General features: G+C 71.0%; 20 protein-coding genes. 12 read left to right on the forward strand and 8 right to left on the reverse strand.

Annotation, left to right across the window (positions count from 1 at the left end):
* Nucleotides 1-290: 290 nt before the first annotated feature.
* Nucleotides 291-4,877: an FtsK/SpoIIIE domain-containing protein gene (locus AC27LF_RS21050; protein ID WP_479659203.1), complete on the reverse strand. Its 4,587-nt coding sequence runs from the start codon at nt 4,875-4,877 to the stop codon at nt 291-293.
* A gap of 358 nt (nt 4,878-5,235) precedes the next feature.
* Between AC27LF_RS21050 and AC27LF_RS21055 the strand changes: the two genes are divergently transcribed.
* Nucleotides 5,236-5,538: a WXG100 family type VII secretion target gene (locus AC27LF_RS21055; protein ID WP_121893011.1), complete on the forward strand. Its 303-nt coding sequence runs from the start codon at nt 5,236-5,238 to the stop codon at nt 5,536-5,538.
* 332 nt (nt 5,539-5,870) lie between these two features.
* On the opposite strand, the gene AC27LF_RS21060 is transcribed toward AC27LF_RS21055, so the two are convergent.
* The 7 genes from AC27LF_RS21060 to AC27LF_RS21090 form a co-directional block, all read right to left on the reverse strand.
* Nucleotides 5,871-6,611 (reverse strand): hypothetical protein, encoded by a 741-nt coding sequence (locus tag AC27LF_RS21060; RefSeq protein WP_479659202.1) that lies wholly within the window; start codon nt 6,609-6,611, stop codon nt 5,871-5,873.
* 37 nt (nt 6,612-6,648) lie between these two features.
* The gene (locus AC27LF_RS21065) at nt 6,649-7,560 is read right to left on the reverse strand and encodes a hypothetical protein (protein WP_479659201.1); all 912 of its coding nucleotides are present in this window, start codon (nt 7,558-7,560) and stop codon (nt 6,649-6,651) included.
* 45 nt (nt 7,561-7,605) lie between these two features.
* Nucleotides 7,606-8,856: an enoyl-CoA hydratase/isomerase family protein gene (locus AC27LF_RS21070; protein ID WP_479659200.1), complete on the reverse strand. Its 1,251-nt coding sequence runs from the start codon at nt 8,854-8,856 to the stop codon at nt 7,606-7,608.
* Nucleotide 8,857: 1 nt separating this feature from the next.
* Nucleotides 8,858-9,157 carry a hypothetical protein gene (locus AC27LF_RS21075; RefSeq protein ID WP_404029465.1) on the reverse strand — a complete coding sequence of 100 codons (300 nt, stop codon included), beginning with the start codon at nt 9,155-9,157 and terminating at the stop codon, nt 8,858-8,860.
* A 189-nt stretch (nt 9,158-9,346) separates the two neighbouring features.
* Entirely contained in the window at nt 9,347-10,396 is a 1,050-nt protein-coding gene (locus tag AC27LF_RS21080) for a hypothetical protein (protein WP_479659199.1), read from the reverse strand.
* Nucleotides 10,384-11,019: a hypothetical protein gene (locus AC27LF_RS21085; RefSeq protein ID WP_479659198.1), complete on the reverse strand. Its 636-nt coding sequence runs from the start codon at nt 11,017-11,019 to the stop codon at nt 10,384-10,386. The genes AC27LF_RS21080 and AC27LF_RS21085 overlap by 13 nt, the downstream gene beginning before the upstream one ends.
* A 615-nt stretch (nt 11,020-11,634) precedes the next feature.
* Entirely contained in the window at nt 11,635-12,312 is a 678-nt protein-coding gene (locus AC27LF_RS21090) for a hypothetical protein (RefSeq protein ID WP_479659197.1), read from the reverse strand.
* Between the two features lie 637 nt (nt 12,313-12,949).
* Between AC27LF_RS21090 and AC27LF_RS21095 the strand changes: the two genes are divergently transcribed.
* From AC27LF_RS21095 to AC27LF_RS21145, 11 genes are all read left to right on the forward strand, one after another.
* Nucleotides 12,950-13,675, forward strand: a complete 726-nt coding sequence (locus AC27LF_RS21095) for a hypothetical protein (RefSeq protein ID WP_479659196.1) — start codon at nt 12,950-12,952, stop codon at nt 13,673-13,675.
* A 17-nt stretch (nt 13,676-13,692) separates the two neighbouring features.
* Nucleotides 13,693-14,574: a hypothetical protein gene (locus tag AC27LF_RS21100; RefSeq protein WP_479659195.1), complete on the forward strand. Its 882-nt coding sequence runs from the start codon at nt 13,693-13,695 to the stop codon at nt 14,572-14,574.
* Nucleotides 14,571-15,878 (forward strand): TadA family conjugal transfer-associated ATPase, encoded by a 1,308-nt coding sequence (locus AC27LF_RS21105; protein WP_479659194.1) that lies wholly within the window; start codon nt 14,571-14,573, stop codon nt 15,876-15,878. The genes AC27LF_RS21100 and AC27LF_RS21105 overlap by 4 nt, the downstream gene beginning before the upstream one ends.
* Before the next feature lie 2 nt (nt 15,879-15,880).
* Entirely contained in the window at nt 15,881-16,921 is a 1,041-nt protein-coding gene (locus AC27LF_RS21110) for a type II secretion system F family protein (RefSeq protein ID WP_479659193.1), read from the forward strand.
* Nucleotides 16,918-17,838, forward strand: coding sequence for a type II secretion system F family protein (locus AC27LF_RS21115; RefSeq protein ID WP_479659192.1), 921 nt, complete (start codon nt 16,918-16,920; stop codon nt 17,836-17,838). The genes AC27LF_RS21110 and AC27LF_RS21115 overlap by 4 nt, the downstream gene beginning before the upstream one ends.
* 135 nt (nt 17,839-17,973) lie before the next feature.
* Entirely contained in the window at nt 17,974-18,225 is a 252-nt protein-coding gene (locus AC27LF_RS21120; protein WP_479659191.1) for a hypothetical protein, read from the forward strand.
* Nucleotides 18,226-18,414: 189 nt separating this feature from the next.
* Nucleotides 18,415-18,864 carry a TadE family protein gene (locus AC27LF_RS21125; RefSeq protein ID WP_479659190.1) on the forward strand — a complete coding sequence of 150 codons (450 nt, stop codon included), beginning with the start codon at nt 18,415-18,417 and terminating at the stop codon, nt 18,862-18,864.
* The gene (locus AC27LF_RS21130) at nt 18,865-19,299 is read left to right on the forward strand and encodes a TadE/TadG family type IV pilus assembly protein (RefSeq protein ID WP_479659189.1); all 435 of its coding nucleotides are present in this window, start codon (nt 18,865-18,867) and stop codon (nt 19,297-19,299) included.
* Nucleotides 19,296-19,757 carry a TadE/TadG family type IV pilus assembly protein gene (locus AC27LF_RS21135; protein WP_479659188.1) on the forward strand — a complete coding sequence of 154 codons (462 nt, stop codon included), beginning with the start codon at nt 19,296-19,298 and terminating at the stop codon, nt 19,755-19,757. Before AC27LF_RS21130 ends, AC27LF_RS21135 begins: the two co-directional genes overlap by 4 nt.
* Before the next feature lie 215 nt (nt 19,758-19,972).
* Nucleotides 19,973-22,942 (forward strand): BTAD domain-containing putative transcriptional regulator, encoded by a 2,970-nt coding sequence (locus AC27LF_RS21140; RefSeq protein WP_479659187.1) that lies wholly within the window; start codon nt 19,973-19,975, stop codon nt 22,940-22,942.
* Nucleotides 22,939-23,898, forward strand: coding sequence for a prepilin peptidase (locus AC27LF_RS21145; protein ID WP_479659186.1), 960 nt, complete (start codon nt 22,939-22,941; stop codon nt 23,896-23,898). Before AC27LF_RS21140 ends, AC27LF_RS21145 begins: the two co-directional genes overlap by 4 nt.
* The last annotated feature ends 135 nt before the right edge of the window (nt 23,899-24,033 follow it).

The following is a 24,033-nucleotide window of genomic DNA, read 5'->3' on the forward strand; positions in this document are numbered from 1 at the left end:
CTCCCGGGCCCGCGTGGTGGACTACGGCCCCCGCCCCGCCCGTCGGCGTCTCGATCCATCGCCCGCCCCCGTCCCGAGCGGTGGACTCCGCCCCCGGGCCCGCGTCGGTGGACTCCGCCTTCCAGCCCCGCCGCCGACACCTCGACCCGTCCCCGGCTCCCGTCCCGTACCGCGGGCGGTAGCCCCGTCGTCCGTGTGGCCCGGGGCGGCTGGCCAGTGTCAACGGACCAGAGCGGAGCAGCGCACCGTGCTCTTCTGCGTGCCGCAGGCTTCGCGGAGGGTGTGTGGGGTCAGCCTGGGATGACCACCGTGCGTAGTTCGCCGTCGCCCAGGTGGAGCATGCCCTTGCCGGGGGTGATCTGGCCGCCCACCAGGCTGCGGGAGAGGCGTACGCCGATGAGGTCGCCGCTGGAGGACTCCTGGGGGGACAGCAGGACGCCGCGCCGGGCCTTCTTCGCGTCGACCTGCCAGCCCGAGAAGCCGCTGCACACATCCTCCTCGTCACCGGCGATGACGAGGGCGAGGCCGCGTTCGGCGCCGCGGGAGACGATGCGCTTCATGTGGGACTCGGCGTCGCAGTCCTCCAGGATCTCCCCGTCGTCGACGAGTACCACGACCGGCTCCTCCGGGGACGCCGAGTCGATGGCCTCCTCGAACTCGTCCTCGTCGATGTCGTCGCCGGTGAAGACCTTCAACACCCCCTCCTGGCCGTCGAGTTGCCGCAGCGGCGACTGGCGCGGGGCCGCCACGACCAGACGTATGCCCTGGGCGAGGAAGGAGTGGGCGAAGTTCATCAGCACCGTGGAGCGGCCGGACTTCGCCGGTCCCGCGACCACGAACGCCGGGACCCCGTCGCCGAGATCGGGACCGAAGCCGACGATCTCGTCGCCGCCGATGCCCGCGAGCGCCCACAGCCGCGAACGCGAGCCCTCCGGGTCGCGCATCTCCCACGCGTCCTCGAAGGAGATCCGGCTCGGCAGGCTGTCCACCCGGAACGGCCGGCGCGAGCGCGGCACGCCCGCGTCCCGCACCGTCGCCGCCTCGCCGATCGCGGCGATCGCCGCCGCCTGCCCCTGCCCCGTGGTGTCCTCGGCGAGCAGCGCGAACTGCGTCTCCGTACCGGACTCGTTGCGGAACGCGCGCCCCGGCGGAATCTCCTCGGGCACCTTGCGGGCGGGGATGCCGAGCGTGGAGAAGTCGCTGCGGTCGGCGAGCCGCAGACCGTACTTGTCCTCGGTGAGCGTCGCGATCCGCCCCACGAGCAGGGTGCGGTCACCGGTCAGCACCAGATGGATGCCGACGCTCGCCCCCTCCCGCATCATCGTCGTCAACTCGTCGGTCAGCGAACCGTGGTCGATCTCGCCGAGCGTGGGCACCCAGCCTTCCCAGCGGTCGAGGAGCACGACGATGTGCGGCAGCCGCTGGTCGTCGGGCGCCGCGGCCCGCTGCTCGCCGATGTCGGCGAAGCCCTTGTCCGCCAACAGGTCCTGACGGCGGGAGAGTTCGCCCTTGAGCCGGTTGACGAGCCGGATCACCCGCTCGGTCTGGTTGCGGCCGACGACCGCGCCGCAGTGCGGCAGCCGGGTCAGCGCGTTGAGGGCGCCGTTGCCGCAGTCGATGCCGTACAGATGGACGTCGGCGCAGGAGTGGGTGCGGGCGAGGGAGCCCGCGATGGTGCGCAGCACCTGCGACCGGCCGCTGCGCGGCGCGCCGCCGATCATCAGATGACCGAAGGTGGCGAAGTCCACGACCACCGGGCGGCGCGCCTGGTCGGCGGGCAGGTCCTCCACACCGTACGGCGCGGGCGGCAGCCGGCCCGGAGCGAGCGCGGCGACCGGCGTCTCGACATCGTCCAGCAGCAGTGTCTCGGCGAGCGCGGGCAGCCACGGGCTGTGCTGCGCGGGAATGCGCAGCGCGGCGTTGGCCTCGCGGACCGCGTCGACCAGCACCTTCAGGTCGGTGATCTCCTCATCCTCGCGCGTCTCGGCCTTCGGTTTCACCAGCGCGGCCCGGCCCAGGTCCGCCCAGGCCAGTTCGCCCACCCAGGGCGCGAGGGCGGTCGGGTCCGCGGCGCCGGGCCGGCGGCCACCGACCCGTCCCGACTGGAACGGCACCAGGGACGCGTGCCCGAGACGGACGTACGCACGGCCCGGCGTGTTCTTGGAGATGTGTCCGGCCTCCGGCGAGTCGATGACGTCGCTGGACTCGCCGCCGTCGGTCACGCGCAGCGCGATCCGCAGGTTGGTGTTGGCGCGGATCTCGGGGGAGACCACACCGCTCGGCCGCTGCGTGGCCAGCAGCAGATGGATACCGAGCGAACGCCCCCGCTGGGCGATGTTGACCAGGCCGGTCACGAAGTCGGGCAGGTCGCGCACCATCGAGGCGAACTCGTCGATGACGATGAGGAGTCGGGGCACCGGCGGATGCGAGGGGTCGCGGCGCACCAGGTCCTGGTAGTCCTCGATGTCCTTGGCGTCGGCGGCGGCCAGGATGTGCTCGCGCCGCTTCAGCTCGGCGCCCAGCGATTCCAGGGCCCGCTCGACGAGATGGGCGTCGAGGTCGGTGACCATGCCGACGGTGTGCGGCAGTTTCACACAGTCCTTGAACGCCGAGCCGCCCTTGTAGTCGACGAGGACGAACGTCATGTTCTCCGGCGTGTTGGCCACGGCCAGCGAGGCGACGATGGTCTGCAGCAACTCGGACTTGCCGGAACCGGTGGTACCGGCGATCAGCCCGTGCGGGCCGTCCTTGCGCATGTCGATGCCGAACGGGCCGTCGTACGACTCGCCGATGACCGCGAGCGTCGACTGCCCGCCCATCCGCCAGCGGGCGGTGATCGCCTCACCGGTCGGCGGCTCCAGTCGCAGCACGTCCAGCAGCCGGCTCGCCGCGGGCAGCGCCGAGTCCTCGGTCTCGCCGCTGATGTCGCGCAGCGGGGACAGCGAGCGGGCCAGGCGCAGGCACCAGGGGGCGGAGACGAAGTCGGGCCGTACGTCCTTGATGCGCTCGGCGCCCGCCTCCTCCACCCGCAGCCGCAACTCCCGTGCCTGCTGGGCCGGTTCGCTCTCCTGGGTGCTTGTGGCGTGCCAGGCGTGGAAGGACGGGAAGCCGCCGGGCGCCTGCTGCTGCACCGCCTGTCGCGCCGCGCTGTCGTAACTCTGTGCCTTCGGCTCGGCGACGACGAACGCCTGGCACTCGCCCGGCAGGAACCGTTCCTCGGCGTCCAGGCACAGCGCGTAGACGGACACCGCGGGGCCCTCGCGCAGCAGCCGTACGACGCCCGGCAGGGACCGCAGCCGGCGCGAGCCGTCCCAGACGACCACGATGTCCGGGTCGGAGAAGTCCGTGCGCTGCCCGCGGTTCTGTTCGGCGGCCTTCTTGCGGGCGTCGAGGATCTGGGTCAGCTCGCCGATGCGGGCGGCGACCGTCTCGGCGTCGGTGCCGATGAGGACGTTGGCGTCCTGCCCGCCGGTCGGCCGGGCGTGCGGCAGCCAGCGCACCCAGTCCCAGCTGCTCTGCCCGCTGTTCTCGCTCAGCACGTAGAACTGGACGTCCATCGGGCTGTGCAGCGCGGCGGTCTGGGCGACCGCCCAGCGTCCGAGGGCGCGCGCCGAGTCGCCCGGCCCCGCCATGCCGATCACGCCGAGGGACCGCAGCGAGAGCGCCACCGGCGCATCCTCGATGGTCCAGGTGACCTGGCGGCGGTGGTCGTCCTGCTCCGGGTCATCGAGGACCACCTCGGAGGGCAGCCGGCCCGTTCCGACCCGCACCAGCAGATGGTCACGGTCGGTGCGGCGCCGCTCCCACAGCCGGGTGCGCGGGCCGGTGCCGAGGGAGAGGACGGCGGCCGGGTCGGGCACGGCGGCCCGCCGGTCCTGCCGCTCCGCGACGAGCGCGTCCTGCGCGTCCTTCTCGATCCGCTCCTTCTGCTCCTTGTACTCCTTGACCTGCTTCGCATGGGACGTGCGCCCGTGCTTCTTGTCCATGAAGTAGTTGGCGAACAGCAGGACGGGGCTGAGGCCCGCCATGATCAGGTAGTACCAGCGCTGGAAGATGAGCACGGACACCACCGCGCCGACCACCGGGGTCAGCGCCATCAGCCAGGGCAGCGGCCGGGCCTCGTACTCGCGCGGCGGCGACGGCAGCCGGAACTTGGTCTGCCGCTCGGGCGGGCGCAGCCGGGGCGGCCGGTTGTAGTCGAGCCCGATCCCGTCGTCCGACCATTTGAGGGCCGCGTTGGGCGGGCTGTAACGGCCCAGTTCCAGAAGGGTGTTGCCGACGGCGATCTGCGCGCCGAGCGGCCAGGCGTCGCCGTCGGCCTCGGAGATCTTCGTCCCGTCGAGGGTGACTGTGTTCTTGTCGTTCTTGTCGTTCTTGTCGTCCGTGCCGGCGTGCACGGTGACTTGGCAGGTGCCATCGGTTGCAACTGACAAGGTGAGGGCGCGGGCGTCGAGTTCCGGGTCGTCGACGCGCAGTTGTGCGGCCGGGCCGCTGCCGATGTCGTAGCGGCCGACGCCGAGCCGGTGCACATGACCGGCGGCCGGCCCGCCCACGACCCGCAGTTCGACCAGCCCCGTGGGCTCGCCGGGCAGACAGCCGGCCGGGTCCTGGAGACTGACGACGGCGCCCTCGCGCAGCGGCGAACCGACGACGGTGGCACTCGGATCGACGGCGTACCCGTCCACGTACACCAGGGGCGCGCCGCCCGGCGGTGCCGCCTGGTGCTGCCCGATCGGAATGACCTGCGCACCGCCGACGCCGACGTGTTTGGCCAGCTCCTGCGCGATGTCCCCGACGCTGGACTCGGGGTCGGCATCGAGTACGACGTCGGCGGAGCCCCCGCCGAACGGGTCGACGACGGTCAGAGTCAGGCGCACGCTCGTCCTCCCCAAGCCCCCCGTGACCGCTCCCTTGCGCAGGTCACAGTGGAAGCGACGATATCCGCTCGGCACGGGGGCGGGGCAATGGGCGGGCGGGGTCCCGTGCGCGTCCGGTGCATGTCCTGTGTGTGCGCGGACGTTCTTTCCGATGGCAACGCGCTGTGCACGCGCTCACGACGTCCCCTTCACCGTTCCTGTTCCGGATTCGGGGATGTGGCAGGTCAGTTCACCCCCGTAAGCTGCTGCCGCAAGAGCGGACGTATCACCTGGGTGGAACCACGCGGCCCACCCGTCTCGTCCGCGCACAGGGAGCCACGGGGGTTGGCCCTGCGGCATGGTGAAGAGGAGCGGTCTCATGGCCAAGGACCTTGACGTCACATACCAGGACATGCGCGACGCAGCCAAGCATGTCGTGAAGGAGAAGGAAAAGCTCCAGGAAAAGCTTGACGGGCTGCGCAAGTACATCGCCAACCTGGTCGAGTCCGGCTACGTCACCAAAAGCTCCTCGAAGGCGTTCGACGAGAACTTCGAAGAGTTCACCCGCGGCACCAAGGACACGCTCGACGGCCTGGACGGCATGGGTGACTACCTGACCAACGCGGCCGACAAGTTCGAGCAGATCGACGAGGAACTGGCGAAGGCGGCCAAGAGCCGGTGACCTCGGCCTGACGGCACGTCATGACCGGTGCGGCGGGCCGTCCAGCTCGCCGCGTCGGCATCGCCATGTCGTGCACCCCGGCTCAGTGGGCGGTGACGCCGTCCGTGGCCGACAGCACCGGGCCGCCTGGTCGCTGGTGTACGCGAGGCGGTATCTGCCGTTCCCGGAGGGTGCCGGGGCGCCCATCCGCACCCGGCCGTTCGCGTCAGTGGTTCCTGTCGCCACGGCCTGGTCCTCGACGCGAACGGTCGCCGAGTCGACCGCCACCGCGAGCTGCCAGGCATTTCCGGCGTCGGCGTTGCCGCCCGCCGGTGCCACTGGGCTCGTGGCGTTCAGGCTTCTTCGGGTGAGGCGCCGGGCGTGAGGGCCTGGGTGGGATCGACGAAGGAGACCGTCTGGAGAATGGCTCCCATCATGTCGACGAACTGGGCCCACCGATCCACGGAAGCTGTGAAGAGCGTGAAGACGGCCGTGAACGGGCCGGTCGGGAACGGCACGTGGACCTGGATCCGGGCGGTGACGAGATCCGTCGCCTCACCGCTTGCCGTCACCGCGGGGTTGAGTTTCAGCTCACGCCAGGTGACGCATGACACCGCCGGGCCGCACGGGAGATCGAGCCATTCGACCTCGCTGTAAGAGTCCGCGGAAAGCGTCGCGAGAATTCCCTGCGCCACGACATCGGTGTCGGTGTCGGCCTGGTCCGTGGGGATCGCGGCCAGGGTGAAGGCGCACTGGGCCACGCCGTCGGAGGGGTCGTGCCGGGCGATGTCACCCTCAGGAGTGTGCTCTTCCTCCGACGTGGAGAACAGGCCCATCGCGGCGTAGGAGACCCCGGTGCCCTGCATGAGTTCGGCAATTGCCGTGTAGTACGGAGCGGCGGGACCCCAGACCGTCTCGTCCCCACGGGAGTAGAGCTCCCGCACGAAGGAGTGCGCGCGGGCCGCACGTTCCTCGGGGCTGTCGGCGAGGGGCAGCGCGAAGAAACCCTCGGGGGCCAGGAACCAGACCGGTGGGGGCTCCGTAGGTGTGAGAAGTGGCTGAAGGGGATCGGTGGGCTCGGCAGAGGGGCGCATGCAGTGTGGCCGTTTCGAGTGTGAAGTGCCGGTGGTTTCAGAGATCTTCGGGGTGATATTCCCTGGGGTCGACTTCCCGGCCGTCGTCGTCCATGACCAGGCTCTCCTCCGAGGCTCCAAAAGCGGAGGTGAACCGACGCGGCAGCAGAATGTCGACGTTGTAGTGGCCGCACGTATTGCGGGTGATGATGGGGGAGACGGAATCCGGCATCTCGACCGTCGCGGCGAATTCCAGGACTGCCGCGCGCTGCTGAGGGGTCAGGGAATCGAGGGAAAGTAGGTTGGGGGCGCTTTCCAGGTATCGTGTCAGGTTTCTTCGGTAGGCGCACTCCAGTCGGCACCAAGAGTCGTCCACGAAGGTGACTTTGAAGTCGTTGCCGTCCTTGAAGTCCTTGAGTTCGATGCCGCTGATGTCGGTGCGCGGGCACTGCCACAGAACCTCGTCATCGATCGCCTCGACGCTCTTCTTGTCATAGGGCAGGCTGACGATGACGAGTCTGCGGTCGGTGACGATCGCGTGCGTACGCTGGTGCTTCTGGTCGGTGCGCCCCGGATCCAGTTGCCAGGGCAGGGTACGGGCGATGGTGCCTGGCGCGGCCCACATCACTGGGAAGTCCTCGACTTCGTTGGCTGGTTCGTCCGGCGTGTCGGAGCCGGAGTCGTCCGAGGGAGTGGCGATATTGCCGCCCGCAGCGCTGAGAACGGCCATGAAGGTCACGCCGACGACCTTGGCCGCCCCTTTGAGAGTCTTCAAACCTACCGTACTGCCCGTCGAATGGGCCGTGAACGAGGGGCCTTCGGGCCAGCCCGGCAACTCGTCCTGAATGTCGTTACGCTCGGTGTCACGGAACCAGCGCATACCCCTGACGCGCATCGCGGCGCCCGTCGCGAAGGTGACGGGCCCGCGACCCAGAAGCATTTCCCCCGGTTCGGGCTGCCAGATGTTCATGTCGGTACGCACTCCCTGTGCTCTGCCCCGCTGGTCGTCGTCGGGCTAATCGCCGGAGACGGCTTCCTTGATGTTGGTGATGGCCTTGGGGGCGATCTTGAGGCTGCCGTCGATGACCCGGCCCATGTCGCTTATCGGGTCCACGTTCCATTTCGTAAGGGTGTTGATCCCCTTGGTGCCGATCCATTGCCCTTCGTGGTAGCCGGCACTGACCAGGCCGCCCATGCGTGACGCCAGTCCACTGCTCGCATGGGACACCTCGAAGACATGCTTGGAGGTTCCGCCGATCTTCACCAGCCCGGCCAGCCCGAATCCCCCGTCGAGGCTTTTCGACGCCGCGCCCATGGACATCAGGATGCGTGATTGACCAAGCTTCGTTACCTGGAATCCTTTGCCCAGCAGGCCGGCCTTCGCCTTCGCTGCGGTCCTGGCCACCTTGGCGGTCTTACCGGCAACCTTGATCCCCTTGCCGAACATCCCGATGCCCGGAAGCAGGCCGAGCGCATCGGTGCCCAGGGTCATCCAACTCACGTCCGCTCCCGCGGCCATGGCGATGCCGTGGGCCGCCAGGGACAGGCCGCTGCCGATGAGCGCGGCCGTGCCGAAGATGGCCGCGAGGGGTGGGAACGGGAGCGTGGCGATGGCCAGCATGCCGAGTACGGCGGTCACGTTGCTGAGTACATCGCCCACCATCTTGATGAGGTCGGCGTGTTCCTTGAGCCAGTCGCCGGTGGCGTTCCAGGCGTCCGCTATGCCCTTGCCCAGCTTGTCCCAGAACCCGGGCTCGTCCGGGGCGATGTCCGCGGCCTTGTCGAGTTCCTTGCCTACCTGTCGCGCGGCCTGCTTGTACCGCTCCTCAAGGTCGTGGACCTTGTTGATGACCTCGTTTACGGCGCTGGATGCCTCGCCGAGTTCGTCGCTGCCCTCGCTGCCGGCCTCCGCCTTGGCCTCGTCCCGGGCGCTGAGCTTCTCCCCGGCCAGCTTCTCCAGCCGGTCCGCCTCGTCCTGGAAGTCCTGGAGTTCGCCCGCCCACCGGTGCAGCGCGCGCGAGGCCTTGTCGAAGGATTCGTGGCTCTTGCGGATGAGCGGAGTGACGTCCTCGCCGATGTACTCGGTGAACGCGATCGCGGTCTTGCCCTTCCAGGCGCCGCACTCTATCCGCTCCAGCTCGCGTACAGCCGTGCCCAGTTCGCCCGCCAGGCCGCCGAGCCGCTTGGCGAGTTCCCGGGTGTCCGTCACATCTCCCGGGGTGGGGTCCCACCCGATGTGCGGGAAGGCCGGCCGCTTACCGGTCACGTCACTTGCCCTTCTTCTTCACCTTGAGCGATTCGGCGAGTTCCTGGTCGAGCTTGTCGAATGTATCGCCGATGGTGTTGATCATCTTCACCGCACCGTGCGTGTGTTTGCCGAGCTGCTTGATGCCGTAGCCCCAGTCGTCGGCGAAGTCCTGGACGTCCTCGATGAGTTTGGCCTCACCGACGGCGGAGGCGTCGGCACTGCGCAGATCGCGGCGGGCGTCCTCCATGCGATCGCTGATCGAGGAGAAGGTCTTCTTCAGGTGTTCGAAGACGGTGTCTTCGAGGCGCAGGTCGCTCATGTAGTGTTCCGGTCTCCGTCACGGCCGCACAGTGGGACATATCGTGAGGCAGATGGTGGTCGGGTGTCCTGACGGTAGCGACGGGCCGCGCGGGTTCGCCCGCGAACCGCTCCTCCGCATGCTGCTGCGGAAGCGGGGCCCGTCGCGGGCCCGGCGGGTGGTGGGGCCGCCGGGCCGGGCGGTGGGGTGTCAGCGGTTGACCGACTGGATCTCCTGCACCGTGACCGCCTGGTCGTTGCCGAAGGTACCGTCGGGGAGCCCCTGCGGATCGGGGTTGCCCGTGCCGGTCCAGGTGATCTGCCATGTGACGGTGGCCCGAAGATTGAAGGTGCCGTTGCCCGAGGACCGCAGATACTTGACCCCACAGGGCGGAGTCCGCTCGGCTTTGCCCTTCGCGTACGGTTCGCCGATCGAGTCGTCGCCGTTGATAGCGCACGCGCCGGACGCCGGATAGGTGGTGGCGTCGGGAGTGCCCGGCTCGATCTTCAGGGAGACCGGTCGAGCGGTTGTGGTGGCCTGCATGTTGACGCCGTTCACGTTGAGCGCGGCGGTGACGGACACCTCTTTGAACGTCGCCTTGTCCAGCCAGGCCCAGGTGGGGAGGTTGACCTTGGTCGTGCCCTCAGGCGCCAGCGTGACCTCGGTGGTCGGCAACTGAATGCGGTTGTAGGCGAGTTCGGCGAGGATTCGCGGGTTGACCGCGTTCTCGACCTGCGGGGTCTCGCCGTTCTCGACCCAGAAGGGAAGCTTGCTGCAGTTCCAGGCGGCGAGTTCGTCCAGGCGGGAGTCGTCCTGGGCCACCACCCAGAAGTTCCCCTCGTCCTTCTTGTCGAGGTTGTAGTTCTTGTACTCGCCGTCCTTGTACATGTTCCGGAACTCCCCCGTCGCCCGCTTCGCGTAGTTGGGCTGGGCGGGGTCGTTCACCACTGTGTCGTAGCCGTCCTCGGTCCGCTTGGCGAATTCCTCCGCGGACATCGGCTCGTACCAGCAGGCGGGCGGCGTCCAGTTGCCGACCGGCGTGACGCCTCCCGTCGGGGTGCCGCCACTGCCACGTACCGCGCCGGAGAACGTGATCCGCGATTCCAGGGACCCGCCCGACTGGCTCCCGCTGGTCTCGTAACTGCCCTGGGAGGAGCCCCCGTGACGCCGGTCGGCGAACGCCGTGGCGGGGAGCAGAGCCAGTGAGGCGGCGGTGGCCGTCACGAGGAGCCATGTGGCCTTCGAGTTCACGGAGTGCACTTCGCGTTACCCCTCTCGGACGCCAGCTTGCTGGTTTGCCAGACACCGTCCGCATTGCGGTCCATGCGGGTGTTGTAGAGGACGTAGGACTTGCTGGTGACCGCGGTCTTGTCGACCTTCCCGGTCTTGCGGTCCTTGTCGTACGCCTTGCTCTCGTCGACGCAGTACGTGAGCCCCACGGAGTCCTTGCCGAACTTGGTGAGCTTCGGGTTGTAGTAGCGTGACGTGCCGGTGATCGTGTAGTCGTCGTCGGTGTAGCCCTTGATCCAGTCGGCGGCACCGAGAAGCGCGTCACCCGTGTAGTAGAACGGGATCGCCTTCGAGTTCACGTCCTTGCCGGTGATGGCGGCGTCGGTTGCCTCGATGCGCCGCTTGGCGTCGTCGAGCGCCGCGGCCTCGGTCGCATCGGACGAGGTCCAGCTCTCATAGACGTGCTTCACATCCGGGGGCAGCGACACGGCAGGGCGCTGGACGGCCTCGGACGCGCTCGCCGACGCCGAGGGTGTGGGCTTGCCGTTGTCGGCACCCGCGATCTTGTCGCTGGACTTGGCACTGTCACCCCCATCGCTACAGGCCGTGAGCAGAAGAGCTGCCGTGGCGGCGCACGCTACGGCAATGGGCACGGTGTGGCGCTTCACAGTGGACTCCCCGTGAGACAGCAGTTCATTCAAGGGCACTCACGCTACCGGTGAGCTTCTCGGGCCAACCAGCTCAGACTCCGCCGAGAACAACGGCACTTCGGGAATGTCGTGGAGGGTGGTAGCCGGTGGCGGCGGGCGGGTGGGCGTAGGGGGTCAGGGGCGTCGTCGTGGTCACGTCGACCGCGCCACCCGGCTCCCGGCGGAGTCGCGCAGGGCCGCCCGCACCTCGCGCCTGGCCTCCGCAAACAGAAGTTGGCACGCCGTCTGCCGGTCGACGAGTGTCTCCACAGGTCTGCCCGCGTCCTGTCAGCCATGCCTACCCCCGTGCGGCCCAGGATCGAAAGGTTCACGTCAAGATGATGAAGGTAGCGGTGCGGCAGGCGGTTTCGCCAGGCCGGACGTGCGGGGGCGGCCGGGAGACGGTGAAGGTCTCGCGGCGGACCGGGGCGGGTTGTGTGCGGCTCCGTGTGCGGTGGGTGCGGCGTGGGTGGTGCGCGGTTCCATGCCCGGTGGGTACGGGGTGCGTTGTGGGCGGCTCCGTGTGCTGTGAGGTCGGCGGGGTGTGCCGACCGCTGGGTCGGCGGGGGGCCGGGGCGGTTACGGCTTCGCGGTGCTGGGCGGGGCGGAGTCGGGGCGTCGTCGTACGACCATGACGGCCAGCGCCCCGAGCGCGGCGACCGTGGCGACGGTGGTGGCCAGGCCCACCAGCCACAGCCAGGGGCAGTGGCGGAACACCCAGCTCGGCGGGCCGTTCCGGCTGCCTGCCCGGCCCTCGCCGTCGTCGGTGGCGTTCAACGCGAGGGTGACGAAGGGCAGGAGAGGCACGGCCGTCGCGACGGCCAGGACAGCGCGGGCAAGGGCGCGGACCGGTCCCGTCCGCCAGGAGCGGCGGGTCGCCCCGCTCAGCGCCCACAGCGAGACGGTGAACAGGCAGGGGGCGGCGACGCCGAGGCACACCGCGAAGCCGTACGCCCCGCCGGGCCAGCTGTCCGCCGCCCATCGCCATGTGGCGTCGCCCCAGGCCCTGTCGAGGAAGGCCAGCAGGACGATCAGACCCACGACCAACGCGACGAAGAGGGACCCGACGACGAAGTCCCGCTTGCCGCCGCGGGCCTTCACCCGCCCAGTGCCCCGCACCCGCGGCCGGTGCTCGTACCGCAGGGCCGCGGCGGCCGCCTTCGGACGCCGCCCTCTGGCCGAACCGCCCATGCTCTTCTCTGTTCCCTGTGGTGTCGTGACGTAGCTCAGCGCCTCTGCCCGCAGATGGCTCTTCACCAGCCCGTGGCCATTTCTTCCAGCGGTCCCGTACCCGCGCGAGCGCCGCCGTGGCGATCACCAGCAGCGGACCGGAGCCCGCGAGGCTCGCCTTCGCGGCCTACGGGAACGCCGCAGGCGCGGCGAGCGGCAGCGGCGGCGCGATGACGAGGGCCGACGCCCCCAGCCGGGACCAGCGGACCGCGTTCGGCGGACCGCAGGGAGCCGGGTGTCGGTGTTGTCCCAGTCACCCGAGGATGATGGCATGGGCACCTCCAACCCGCGTGTGCGAAGTCCTCCTCGTGGGTGATGTGTGTGAAACGTGCGGGGATCGTGTTCGCTCCGTGAACTGGCGCCCGGTCGGGGGTTCGCCGGTGCACAGGCGGCGTGCCCTTGGTTCAACTGGTCCCCATACGCCCGAAGTTGCAGAGCGTAACGGCGATCGGGGTGCGGTCGAGGACCTGGAACGTGCCTTGAGGGGCTTATGTGCGGCTGATACGGTGCGATCGCTTGACACTCACTCTGGCGCTGGGTATCCGCCCAGGTCGAGCGGTGCGTCCAGCGCGTCTCGTGCGTCCCGTGCGAGCGTTCGGGGGTGAAGTGTCCGCTTGTGCACGGAACTTGGCAGGCATTTCTTGGGCGTACGGGGAGCGGTTGCGTGAAGATCCAGGAGCGTACGGGGGCGGGCGCGAATCGTGCCGCCGCTCCGGCTCAGCCGTCGGTCGGTGACCGGCTGCCCACTCCGCCTCGCGAGCGCAAACCGGCGCTGGCCGCGCTCGCCGTACTGCTGATCCTGCTCGGCGCGCTGGGTGCGACGACGCTCGTGCTGCGCGCCGGTGACCGGATCGAGGTCGTCAAGATCACGCAGGAGATCCCGGCGGGCGGGTCCGTCACCGACAGCAACGTGACCTCCGTGATGGTGGCCGAGGACAGCGGCATCGACTACGTCCCGTGGGCCCAGGTCGACGGGCTGAAGAAGCTCAAGGCCAAGAGCACCATCCCGGGCGGGGTGGTCGCGGTCGGTCAGATGTTCACGACGGGGGACGGGCCGGAAGCCGGCAAGGCCACCGTCGGGCTGGCCCTCAAGGAGGGGCAGTACCCGGCCAGGCTCAAGGCCGGAGACATCGTCGCCGCCTACCGGGTCGGCGGCAACAGCGGCTCCTCCGGCGGCAGTTCGTCCGAATCCTCCTCCTCGACCGGCAGCAGTGGTTCTGTGATCGTCGAGCAGGCCCGTGTCACGTTCGTCCCGAAGAAGAGCGACGAACTCGTCAGCAGCACCAACCTGGCCGTCACCCTGGCCGTGGACGGCGACAAGGCGGCCGCGCTGGCGCAGGCCGCGTCCAACGGCGAAGTGGCCCTCGTCCGCGTCCCCGGCACCGACTAAGAGGCGGAACCCACCCCATGGCGCTCATCGCTCTCGCCGCCGACAAGGGTTCCCCCGGCGTCACCACCGCGGCCGTCGCCCTCGCGGCGGTCTGGCCCCGGCGCGCGCTGCTCGCCGAGGCCGACCCGGCCGGCGGTGACCTGGTCTACCGCAGCGCCGCAGCGCACGGCGGACCGCTCAACCCGAACACCGGCATGCTGTCCATAGCCGCCACCGCCCGCCGGGGCCTGGTGCCCGACCAACTCTGGGACCACGTACAGCCGTTGAGCGGCGGTCTCGAAGTGCTCGTCGGGCTCGGCATCGCCGAGCAGGCCGCCGGCCTCGCCGGGCTCTGGCCCACGCTCGGGCACGCCTTCGCCTCCCTCGCCGACTCCCCGAACGCGCCCGCCGACGTCCTCGCCGACTGCGGGCGCATCAGCGGGGACACCCCGGCCGTCGAGCTGTTCCCGCACGCGGCCCTGGTGCTGCTCCTCTCGCGCACCGAACCCGAGTCGCTGGCCCGCGTCCGGGACCGCGCCGCCGCCCTCTCCGCCAAGCTGCACGGCGGTCCGCGCGGCGCCGCGACCCTCGCCACCCCGCTCATCGGCGTCGTCCTGATCGCCGACCCGAACAGCTCAGCGAAGATCGCCGGCCAGGTCAACGACATGCTGGTGCACGCCCAGACCGGCGCCCGGGTGGTCGGCACCCTCGCCAACGACCCCACCGGCGCCGACCAGTTGGCCGGCCGCAAGCGGGGCCGCCTCGACAAGTCCCTGCTGATCCGCTCCGCCCGCAAGGTGACCGCCGACCTGTACCAGCAGTACGGCGCCGCCTGGGCCGCCTCCGCCCAGGCCCACCAGTCCCAGCAGCCCCACCAGGTGCAGCGGCCCCAGCAGGGTCATGCGGGGGCCGGCCGATGACCGCTGTCGACCACCAGTTGGTCAAGCGGTTCCGGCAGGACGCCGGCGACCGCATCGCCGAACAGCGCCGTCTCGACCAGGTGGGCGGCGTCTCGCCGATGTCCACGGAGGACGAACGGCAGTACGCGCGCGCGGTCATCGCCCAGATCCTGGAGGAGTACGCCCGCACCGAGATCAACGCGGGCCGTACGCCCCTGGACGCCGAGACCGAGGAGCAGTACGCGGCCGCCGTGCACGCCGCGCTGTTCGGCGTGGGCCGGCTCCAGCCCCTGCTGGACGACCCCGACGTCGAGAACATCGACATCAACGGCTGCGACCAGGTCTTCGTCGGCTACTCGGACGGCCGGGAGACCAGGGGCGAGCCGGTCGCCGAGACCGACGAGGAACTGATCGAGCTGATCCAGGTGCTGGGCGCCTACTCCGGTCTGTCCTCCCGGCCGTTCGACTCCGCCAACCCGCAGCTCGACCTGCGGCTGCCCGACGGTTCCCGGCTCTCCGCCGTCATGGACGTCGCCCGGCGGCCCGCGCTGTCCATCCGGCGCGCCCGCATGGGCAAGGTGTTCATCTCCGACCTCGTCGGAAACGGCACCCTGGGCCCGGAGTTGGGACACTTCCTCGCCTGCGCCGTGCGCGCCCGCAAGAACATCATGATCGCCGGGGCCACCAACGCGGGCAAGACCACGCTGCTGCGCGCCCTGGCCAACGAGATCCCGCCGAACGAACGGCTCATCACCGTCGAACGCGCCCTGGAACTAGGGCTGGACACCTTCCCCGACCTGCACCCCAACGTGGTGGCGTTCGAGGAACGGCTGCCCAACTCCGAGGGCCAGGGCGCCATCAGCATGGCCGAACTGGTCCGCCGCTCACTGCGCATGAACCCCTCCCGGGTGATCGTCGGTGAGGTGCTGGGCGACGAGATCGTCACCATGCTCAACGCGATGTCGCAGGGCAACGACGGCTCGCTGTCCACGATCCACGCCAACAGCTCAAGCGAGGTCTTCAACCGCATCTCCACCTACGCGTTGCAGGCATCCGAGCGGCTGCCCATCGAGGCAAGCCAGATGCTGATCGCGGGCGCGGTGAACTTCGTCGTCTTCATCCAGCGGCGCAACGACTACCAGAGCGGGGGCCGGCTCCAGCGCATGGTCACCTCCGTCCGCGAGGTCAACGGCGTCGACGGCCGGGTGCTGTCCAGCGAGGTGTTCGCCGAGACCCCCGACGGCCGGGTCGTACCGCACGCGCCCATAGCCTGCCTGGAGGACCTGATGGCCCACGGCTACCAGCCGCACGGGGCGTGGGGGTGACCATGACGCACTTCGCCGCGGACGCGGCCACGCACACGGCGCTCGGCTCGCTCGGCTCCATGGGCGGCCTCTTCTCCACCACCGTCCTGTACTCGATCGGCAGCGGCGTCGCCGTCGGCGGCGGACTCGCGCTGCTGATGCTCGCCGTGCGCGGCCTGCCCGCCAAGCCCGCACACGAGAAGCAGAAGGCCGACGAGCGGATCGCCGAGCTGATCCGGTTCGCCGGACAGCGCGGCTCGCTCGCCGCCATCGTCGGCCTCGCCGTGCTGCTGCTGACCCGCTGGGCGGTGGCCGGACTCGCGGCCGGCGTCCTCGTCTTCTTCTGGGACCGGCTCTTCGGCGGCGCGGCGGAGGAACGGTCCGCCATGCGCCGGGTGGAGGCCCTTGCCTCCTGGACGGAGTCCCTGCGCGACACCATCGCGGGCGCGGTCGGCCTGGAGCAGGCCATACCGGCGTCCGCGCGCGCCGCGGCCCCCGTGCTGCGGCCCCATCTCGACGCGCTCGTCGACCGGTTGCGCGCCCGCACCCCGCTGCCCGAGGCGCTTCAGCACCTCGCCGACGAGATCGACGACGCGTCCGCCGACATCATCGTGGCCGCGCTGATCCTCAACGCCCGGCTGCGCGGCCCCGGTCTGCGTCAGGTCCTCGGCGCGCTCGCCAAGTCGGCGCGCGAGGAGGTCGACATGCGCCAGCGTGTGATGGCGCAGCGCGCTTCCACCCGCCGCTCGGTGCAGATCGTGGTCGCGGTGTCCATCGCCTTCGTCCTCGGCCTCGCCGTCTTCAACCGCGACTTCGTCTCGCCGTACGGCACCCCCGTCGGCCAGCTCGTCCTCGCCGTCGTCTGCGCCCTGTTCGCCCTCGGCTTCTGGTGGCTGCGCAAGCTGTCCACGATCGAGACACCCGAACGCTTCCTGATCCGCGACGAGTCCTCGGTGCAGTTCGTACGGCCGCGCACCGCCGCCCCGAGCGGACCGCAGCCCCAACAGACCCAGCAGCCCCCGCCGTTCCAGTCCTCCCCGTCGGAAGAAGGTGCACGCCGGTGAACCTGACGATGCCGATCCTGGTCGGCGTGGTCTTCGGACTGGGTGTCTACGCCCTCATCCGCGCCCTGATGCCGTCGAAGCGGAGCGCGGTCGCCCAGGTCGCCCGCATCGACGCGATGCGCGCGAGGGGCGCGGCGTACGAATCGGCGCGGCAGACCAAGGACACCGGGCGCCTCGGCTCGCTGCGTGCCGAAATCGGCGCCCGTGTCTCCGAGTTCTATCTGCACCAGGGCTGGGAGCAGCGCTCGCTGCGCGCCGACCTCGCGGTCCTCGACCGCAGCTGGGAGAAGTTCCTGGCGACGAAGGTGCTGCTGGCCACGGCCGGGCTGTTCTTCGGGCCGTTCCTGTTCGCGGTGGTCTGGACGCTGGGTTTTGGCCGCAGCCCGCTCATCCCGGTCTGGCTGGCCCTGTTGTGCGGGGCGCTGTTCTTCTTCCTGCCCGATCTGGAGGTGCGTCGGGACGCCGCCGACAAGCGCCGGGACCTGCGGCGGGTGATCGGCGCCTATCTGGACCTGGTGTCGATGAGCCTGGCCGGCGGCCGGGGCCTGCCCGAGGCGCTGATGGCGGCGGCCGAGGTGTCCGACGGCTGGGCCAACCAGCGCATCCGCAGCGCGCTCGCCGACGCCCGGATCACCGGCGTCAGCCAGTGGCAGGCGCTCGGTCAACTCGGCGAGGAACTGGGCGTGGAGGAACTGAAGGACCTCTCGGCCTCGCTGGCGCTGGTCGCGGACGACGGCGCCAAGGTGCGCGAATCGCTCGCCTCCCGCGCCGAGACCATGCGGCACCGCGAACTCGCCGAGATCGAGGGCAGCGCGGGCGAGAAATCGCAGTCGATGCTCGTGGCGCAACTGCTGCTGTGCGCCGGCTTCCTGGTGTTCCTCATCTTCCCTGCGGCCATGCGGGTGTTCCAGGTGTGAACCGACCCAGACGTACGCATCGTCCTACGATCCGTGACCCCCGGGCCGCCACAGCCGCCCTTGCTTCCCCAGCTTCCATGAGCTCCACTGCCCGAACCACCAGCCGAGTCGAGCTGAGTTGAGAGGACGACTCCCATGACCGAACGCACCGTCCGCACCGGAATCCCGGCGGTGGACTTCCTGGTCACCTTCCTGCAGGCCCGGGTGCGGCGCGCCCGCTCCGGCGAACTGGACCGTGGCGCATCCGCCGTCGAGTGGGTCATCATCTCCGCGGTCGTGGTGGCGATCGTCGGCGTGGTGGCCGCGATCATCAACGCCGCGCTGAGCGAGGGCGCGAACAAGGTCGGCGACTGCATCAAGGGCGCCGACGCGGGCAAGACCTGCTGACCGCACACACGAGACGGGACGACGACGAAGGGACGACCCGACGCGGCCCGGCCAGGCCCGGCCCGGCCAGGGATGGGACGGGCCGATCCGACACGACGCACGACGCACCGACGCACGACGCACCGACGTATTACGCACGACGTACTCCACACGACGCACTACGCACGACGACGGGGATGACGGGGGTTGATGGTGGGCGTGGTCAGATGGGCGCGCCGCCGCGCGCGGGCCGCGCGCGGCGAGGCCGGTGACGTTGGCATGACCGCGATCGAGTTCGTGCTGCTCACCCCCGTCCTGTTCTTCATGATCTTCGCCACGGTGCAGTTCGCGCTGTACTTCTTCGCCGACCACGTGGCCCAGGCGGCGGCCCAGGCGGGCGCCCGCAAGGCCCGCGCCACGGCCGACGAACAGCCGGGCGGCTGGCGGGGCGAGGCCCGTGACGTCGTCGACTCCTACATCCGCCAACTCGGCCCGCAACTCGTGCTGGCACCGGACGTGAAACTGCTCCAGCCCGAACCGAACACGGTGGGCGTGGAGATCTCCGCGCGGGTGCCCACGGTGTTCCCCGGCCTCGACCTGACGGTGCACGCCCGGTCCTCCGGGCCGGTGGAGCGATTCGTACCGGAAGGGGGCAACTGAATGCCCGCTGCCCGCATCTTCGCCGCCTTCGGACGACCGGCCCGAGGCGACCGCGGCCTGTCGACGGTCGAGGTGGTGATCCTGGCCCCGGTGATGATCCTGTTCATCCTGGTCCTGGTGGCGTTCGGGCAACTGGTCGACGGACGGGGAGCGTTGGACGGCGCCGCGCGCGACGCGGCACGCGCAGGATCGATCCAGAAGGACCACCCCACCGCCCTGGCCGAGGCCCGCAGGGCCGCCGAGGCGGACCTGGCCGACGTCTGCTCAGGGCCGGTGTCCGTCGTCCAGACCAGCCAGGGCTTCGAACCCGACACCCTCTTCACGGTCGAGGTGAGCTGCCAGGTGCGGGGCCTGGCCATGCTGGGCCTCGACGTCCCGACCCGGCTGTCGGCGAGCTTCAGTTCCCCGCTGGACCCGTTCCGGAGGACGGCGTGAGGACAGTCGTACGTGCGTGGTGGTCCGCCCGCCGGCCGAGGCTGGACGACCGGGGCTCGGGCGCCGGCGCGGTGATCATCTTCACCCTGGTCTTCCTGTCCCTGTCGGCGTTCGTGATCGACGGCGGCCTGTCCATCTCGAAGCGGGAACGCGCCGCCGACATCGCGGAACAGGCGGCCCGCTACGCCGCCCAGGACATAGACAAGGAAGCCCTCTACGGCAACCAGGGCGGCCCCGCGCCGATCAACTACCAGAACTGCGACGCGCGGGTGAAGACCTTCGCCCGCGAGATGGACATGACCGGCCCCGACATCGCCGCGAGCCACTGCGTGGCGGCCGACGCCCAACAGGTCGAGGTCGAGGTGCAGTTGACCTACCAGCCGGTGTTCACGGGCCTGCTCTACGGCGGAAACGTCGTCGTACACGGCCGCGCCCAGGCAGAGAACCAGGTCGGCTGAGGCCACGGACGGTGCACAGGCGAGAGAACAGCGGCGTCCCGGGCGGCGGGCCACCAGCAATGGGTGCATATCGGGCATTCGGTGAACTGGGGCTTCTGGGCGCCCGGTTCGGGTGCCGTCGGGGCTTCGACGGTGTCGGTCCCGGTCCCTAGGATCTCTGTAGGTTCCACCCGCCCCCGACCCACGCCTCCCACACACGACCCAGGACACCCGCCATGGCGCGACGCAGCACATCAAGCTCGACGGGAAGCCCGACGGGCCCGAGGAATCGGACACCGCAGCCGGTACGCGTGCGGCGCCGTACGTTCGGGGACTTCGTCAAGGCGTTCCTCGCGTTCATCGCCCTGCTCGTGCTCGTCGTCGGCGTACCCGGCGCCCTCGCCGTCCAGGTCGGCTGGCCGCTGCCGAGCGGGGCGCCGAAACTGGAGTGGCTGCAGCAGGAGATCACCGTCCAGACCTTCCTGAACGTGCTGACGGTGATCGTGTGGCTCGCCTGGGCCCAGTTCACCGCCTGCGTGCTCGTGGAGGCCAAGGCCGCGCTGTCCGGCGTGGGCCTGGCCGGACGCGTCCCCGGCGCCGGCCCCAGCCAGCTGCTCGCCCGTCAACTCGTCGCCGCACTGCTGCTGGTCGGCGCCACCGCGGCCGGCCTCACCCCGGGCCTTTCGCAGCTGGGGCACAGCCTGGAAGGCAACCAGAAGGGCACGGTGGCCGCCGCCCAGCAGACCCCCGGACTCTTCGCCCAGCAGCAGGAACAGGCCGCCGGCACCGCCGCCGCCCTCGCCGAGCAGGCCGCGCAGGCCGCCGCCCACACGGACACCGGCGCCGCCTCCGCCAGGGACGGCGGGACCAAGTACTACCGGATCCAGCCGCCCGAGGGACGCCACCACGACTCCCTGTGGGAGATAGCGCAGCGCCACCTCGGCGACGGCCGCCGGTACAAGGAGATCTACGAACTCAACAAGGACCGCGTACAGCCCGACGGTTCACGGCTGTCCGAGGCGAGCCTGATCCGGCCCGGCTGGATCATGGAGATGCCCGCAGACGCACGCGGCGGCGAACTGGTCGAGATGCCCGACGCCCAGGTCTCCCCGGACGTCCAGCAGCAGATCCACGACTACGCCAGGACCGGCGACCAGGACCAGGGCCACGCCCAGGAGGGCGGCGGCGCGGACGCCTCTCGCGCCTCGCGGCCCGAGCAGCGGCCCGGCACGGACGCCGGCGCCGGGCACGGGGAGGCGCAGGGGCGCGGGCAGCAGCACGCGAGCCCCGCACGGAACAGTTCCGGCAGCCACGCCGATGGGGGATTCGGCCTGCCCGAGGCCCTCATCGGCGCGCCCCTCCTCGCGGCCGGCCTGCTCGGCGCCCTCGGACGCCGGCGCCGGCAGGCGCTGTGGCAGTCGGCGCTCGGGGCCGTCGGCGGCCGGCGCGGCATGGAGCCGCCCACACCGTCCGGCGACGCCCAGGACGCGCAGGACGCGCTGCTGGTCGGCGCCGACCCCGAGGGCGTACGGCTGCTCGACCGGTCGCTGCGTGGCCTGGCCGCCGCCCTCGCCGCCGAGTCACGGGCCCTGCCCGTCGTCTACGCCGCCTGGCTGAGCAACGGCGACCTGCACCTCCAGCTCGCCCAGCCGGCCGGGAAACCGCCCGCGCCCTGGCGGCTCGGGCAGGACCAGACGTTCTGGATGCTCGCCCGGTCCGACGCCGAGCGGTACGAGGACGTGGACACCGCGGCGCCCTACCCGGGTCTCGTCAGCCTCGGCACCATGGACGACTCCCGGCTGCTGCTCAACCTGGAGGCGGTGCCCGGCATCGTCTCGCTCGGCGGACGCGAGGCCGACCGGGCCGCCGTGTTCGCCTCGGTCGCCGCCGAACTCGCCACCAACGGCTGGTCGGACCGCATGACCATCACCCTCGTCGGCTTCGGCGCCGACCTCACTGCGCTCGCCCCGAACCGGCTGCGCCACCTCGACGGCATCGACGCGCTCATCGAGACCATGGAGGCCGAGACCCGGCAGCGCCGCGGGGCACTGGGCGCCGCCGGGCACGACTCCGTCCTCACCGGCCGTACCGGGCCCGCCCAGCACACCCGTTGGGCGCCCCACCTGGTGCTGCTCGCCGCACAGCCCTCCGCCGAGGACGCGCTCCGGCTCGCCGAACTCGCCGCCGACGCCGGCCGCCTCGGCATCGGCTACCTGGTCGGCACCGAGACCGGCGAACTGCCGGGCGCCGCCTGGGAGATGGAGATCACGGCCGAGGGCAGGCTGCTCGCTCCGCTGCTCGGCCTCGAACTGGACGCCCAGATGCTGCCCGCCGTCCAGCAGCGCGCCGTCGTCGAACTGTTCGTCGACGCCGATCCCGACCGCGATCCGGACGGCCCGGTCAACGCCCCGCCGTTCCTCGTGGACATCAGCGAACAGGGCCGGCCCGCGGTGTACGCCCGGCTCGTCGGACCGTACGAGATCATCGGCCTGGACACCCCGGACGGCGAGCGCAGCGCGCTGCTCCACGAGGCGCTGGCCCTGCTGCTCCTGCACCGCGAGGGTGTCCACCCGCGCGTGCTGGCCTCCGCGCTGTGGCCGCGCGGTGTCACCGAGGACGTACGGGACGCGCTCGTCGAGCGGCTGCGCGGCTGGCTCGGCAGCGACCCGGACGGCACGGCACGGCTCGGCACCGACGCGACCGGCCGGCTCACGCTCGCCAAGTCCGTCGTCTCCGACCTGGACGTGCTGCGTTCCCTCTACCACGAGGCCACCCAGGGCAAGGGCGTGGACAGCCGGGCGGTGCGCGGACGGCTGCTCACCGACGCGCTGGTCCTGGTCCGCGGTCCGCTGCTCGCGGATCGCCCCGAGGACCGCTACCGCTGGCTCACCCACGAGATCATCGACGCCCGGCTCCCGCTGCTGGTCGCCGACATCGGGCTCGCGCTGTCCGCGTTCCACCTGGAGAAGGACCGCGCGGAGAAGGCGATCGAGGCGCTGGACGCGGCGCTGCGGACCGCGCCGTCCGACGAGCGGCTGTGGAACGAGCTGCTGCGCGCCACCCACGCCACCCGCGAACCCGCGCGGGTCCGTTCGCTCGCCGCCGATCTGCTCGCCCGCAGCGGCGCCCGCGGTCTGCCGCCGCGCACGGAAGCGCTCCTCGACGAGCTGCTGCCGTCGTGGCGCGACGGCGCCGTCGCGGGATGAGCGACCTCGCGACGATCGTCGCCGCCGCGCTGTGGGGCGCGGCGGCCGGTGCGCTGCTGCCCCGGGCCGCCTACCGCTTCTCCGCCCCGGCGGGCGAGCCCTGGCACCACCTCTGCCCGGCCGGCCACCCGGTACGGGGCTGGCTCGGCCCGGCCCACTGCACCACCTGCCCCCCACCCCCGGCCGACGGCGCGGGCGCGGAGGGCACGGGCGGCGGCGGTGTGGGTACGGAGGGTGCGGACCTGAACGGCCCTGACCCGGACGGCGCGGACCCGAGCGGTCCTGACCCTAACGGTTCGTACCCGGATGGTGCGGGTGCCGGTGGTGTGGGTCGGGGGTGTGGGCGTGTTGGGGCCGCCGGCGGTGGGGCTTCCGCGGACCAGAGCGCGCGGGCCGTCGGCACGGCGTACCGGTACGGCCCCCGTGTCCCCGTCCTCGCCGTCGTCACCGGGGTGCTCTCTGCCGCTCTCGCCGCCGCCACCGGTACCCGTCCCGAACTCGGCGTCTGGCTGCTGCTCGCGCCCCTCGGGGTGCTGCTCGCGGTCGTGGACTTCCGGGTGCAGCGGCTGCCGGACCCGCTGACCCTGCCGCTGGCCGCCGCCGCGCTCGGCCTGCTCGCCGTGGCGGCCCTCGTGCCCGAGCACGCCGGCCACTGGCTCACCGCGCTCTACGGCGCCCTCGCGCTCGGCGGCGGCTACTTCGTGCTGTTCCTGATCAACCCCGGCGGCATGGGCTTCGGCGATGTGAAGCTGGCCCTCGGGGCGGGCGCGGCGCTCGGCTGGTACGGCTGGCCGACCCTGCTGCTCGGCACCTTCGCCGGCTTCCTGTTCGGCGCGGTGTACGCCGGCGCCCTCGTGGCCGGCCGGCGTGCGGGCCGCAAGACGGCGATCCCGTTCGGGCCGTTCCTGATCGCCGGGGCGTACGCGGGCCTGCTGATCGGCGCGTACGCGGCCTGAAAGCGGGCCGGTGAGGGGGCTGGCGTAGGCTGGTCCGGTCCGCCTGCCCGTCTTCCTCCTGTACCGACCCCCCAGTACCGACCCCCTTGTACCGAGCGCTTCACGCGCACCTTTTGATTTCCTCGACGAAAGGGA

This window comes from Streptomyces diversicolor, from assembly GCF_057537855.1.

Bases quoted from the DNA above. Each gene is read 5' to 3' on its own strand.
- AC27LF_RS21055 (WP_121893011.1), top strand. From the start codon at position 5,236: ATGGCCAAGGACCTTGACGTCACATACCAGGACATGCGCGACGCAGCC.
- AC27LF_RS21060 (WP_479659202.1), bottom strand. From the start codon at position 6,611: ATGCGCCCCTCTGCCGAGCCCACCGATCCCCTTCAGCCACTTCTCACA.
- AC27LF_RS21065 (WP_479659201.1), bottom strand. From the start codon at position 7,560: ATGAACATCTGGCAGCCCGAACCGGGGGAAATGCTTCTGGGTCGCGGG.
- AC27LF_RS21075 (WP_404029465.1), bottom strand. From the start codon at position 9,157: ATGAGCGACCTGCGCCTCGAAGACACCGTCTTCGAACACCTGAAGAAG.
- AC27LF_RS21100 (WP_479659195.1), top strand. From the start codon at position 13,693: ATGGCGCTCATCGCTCTCGCCGCCGACAAGGGTTCCCCCGGCGTCACC.
- AC27LF_RS21105 (WP_479659194.1), top strand. From the start codon at position 14,571: ATGACCGCTGTCGACCACCAGTTGGTCAAGCGGTTCCGGCAGGACGCC.
- AC27LF_RS21110 (WP_479659193.1), top strand. From the start codon at position 15,881: ATGACGCACTTCGCCGCGGACGCGGCCACGCACACGGCGCTCGGCTCG.
- AC27LF_RS21120 (WP_479659191.1), top strand. From the start codon at position 17,974: ATGACCGAACGCACCGTCCGCACCGGAATCCCGGCGGTGGACTTCCTG.
- AC27LF_RS21125 (WP_479659190.1), top strand. From the start codon at position 18,415: ATGGTGGGCGTGGTCAGATGGGCGCGCCGCCGCGCGCGGGCCGCGCGC.
- AC27LF_RS21130 (WP_479659189.1), top strand. From the start codon at position 18,865: ATGCCCGCTGCCCGCATCTTCGCCGCCTTCGGACGACCGGCCCGAGGC.
- AC27LF_RS21140 (WP_479659187.1), top strand. From the start codon at position 19,973: ATGGCGCGACGCAGCACATCAAGCTCGACGGGAAGCCCGACGGGCCCG.
- AC27LF_RS21145 (WP_479659186.1), top strand. From the start codon at position 22,939: ATGAGCGACCTCGCGACGATCGTCGCCGCCGCGCTGTGGGGCGCGGCG.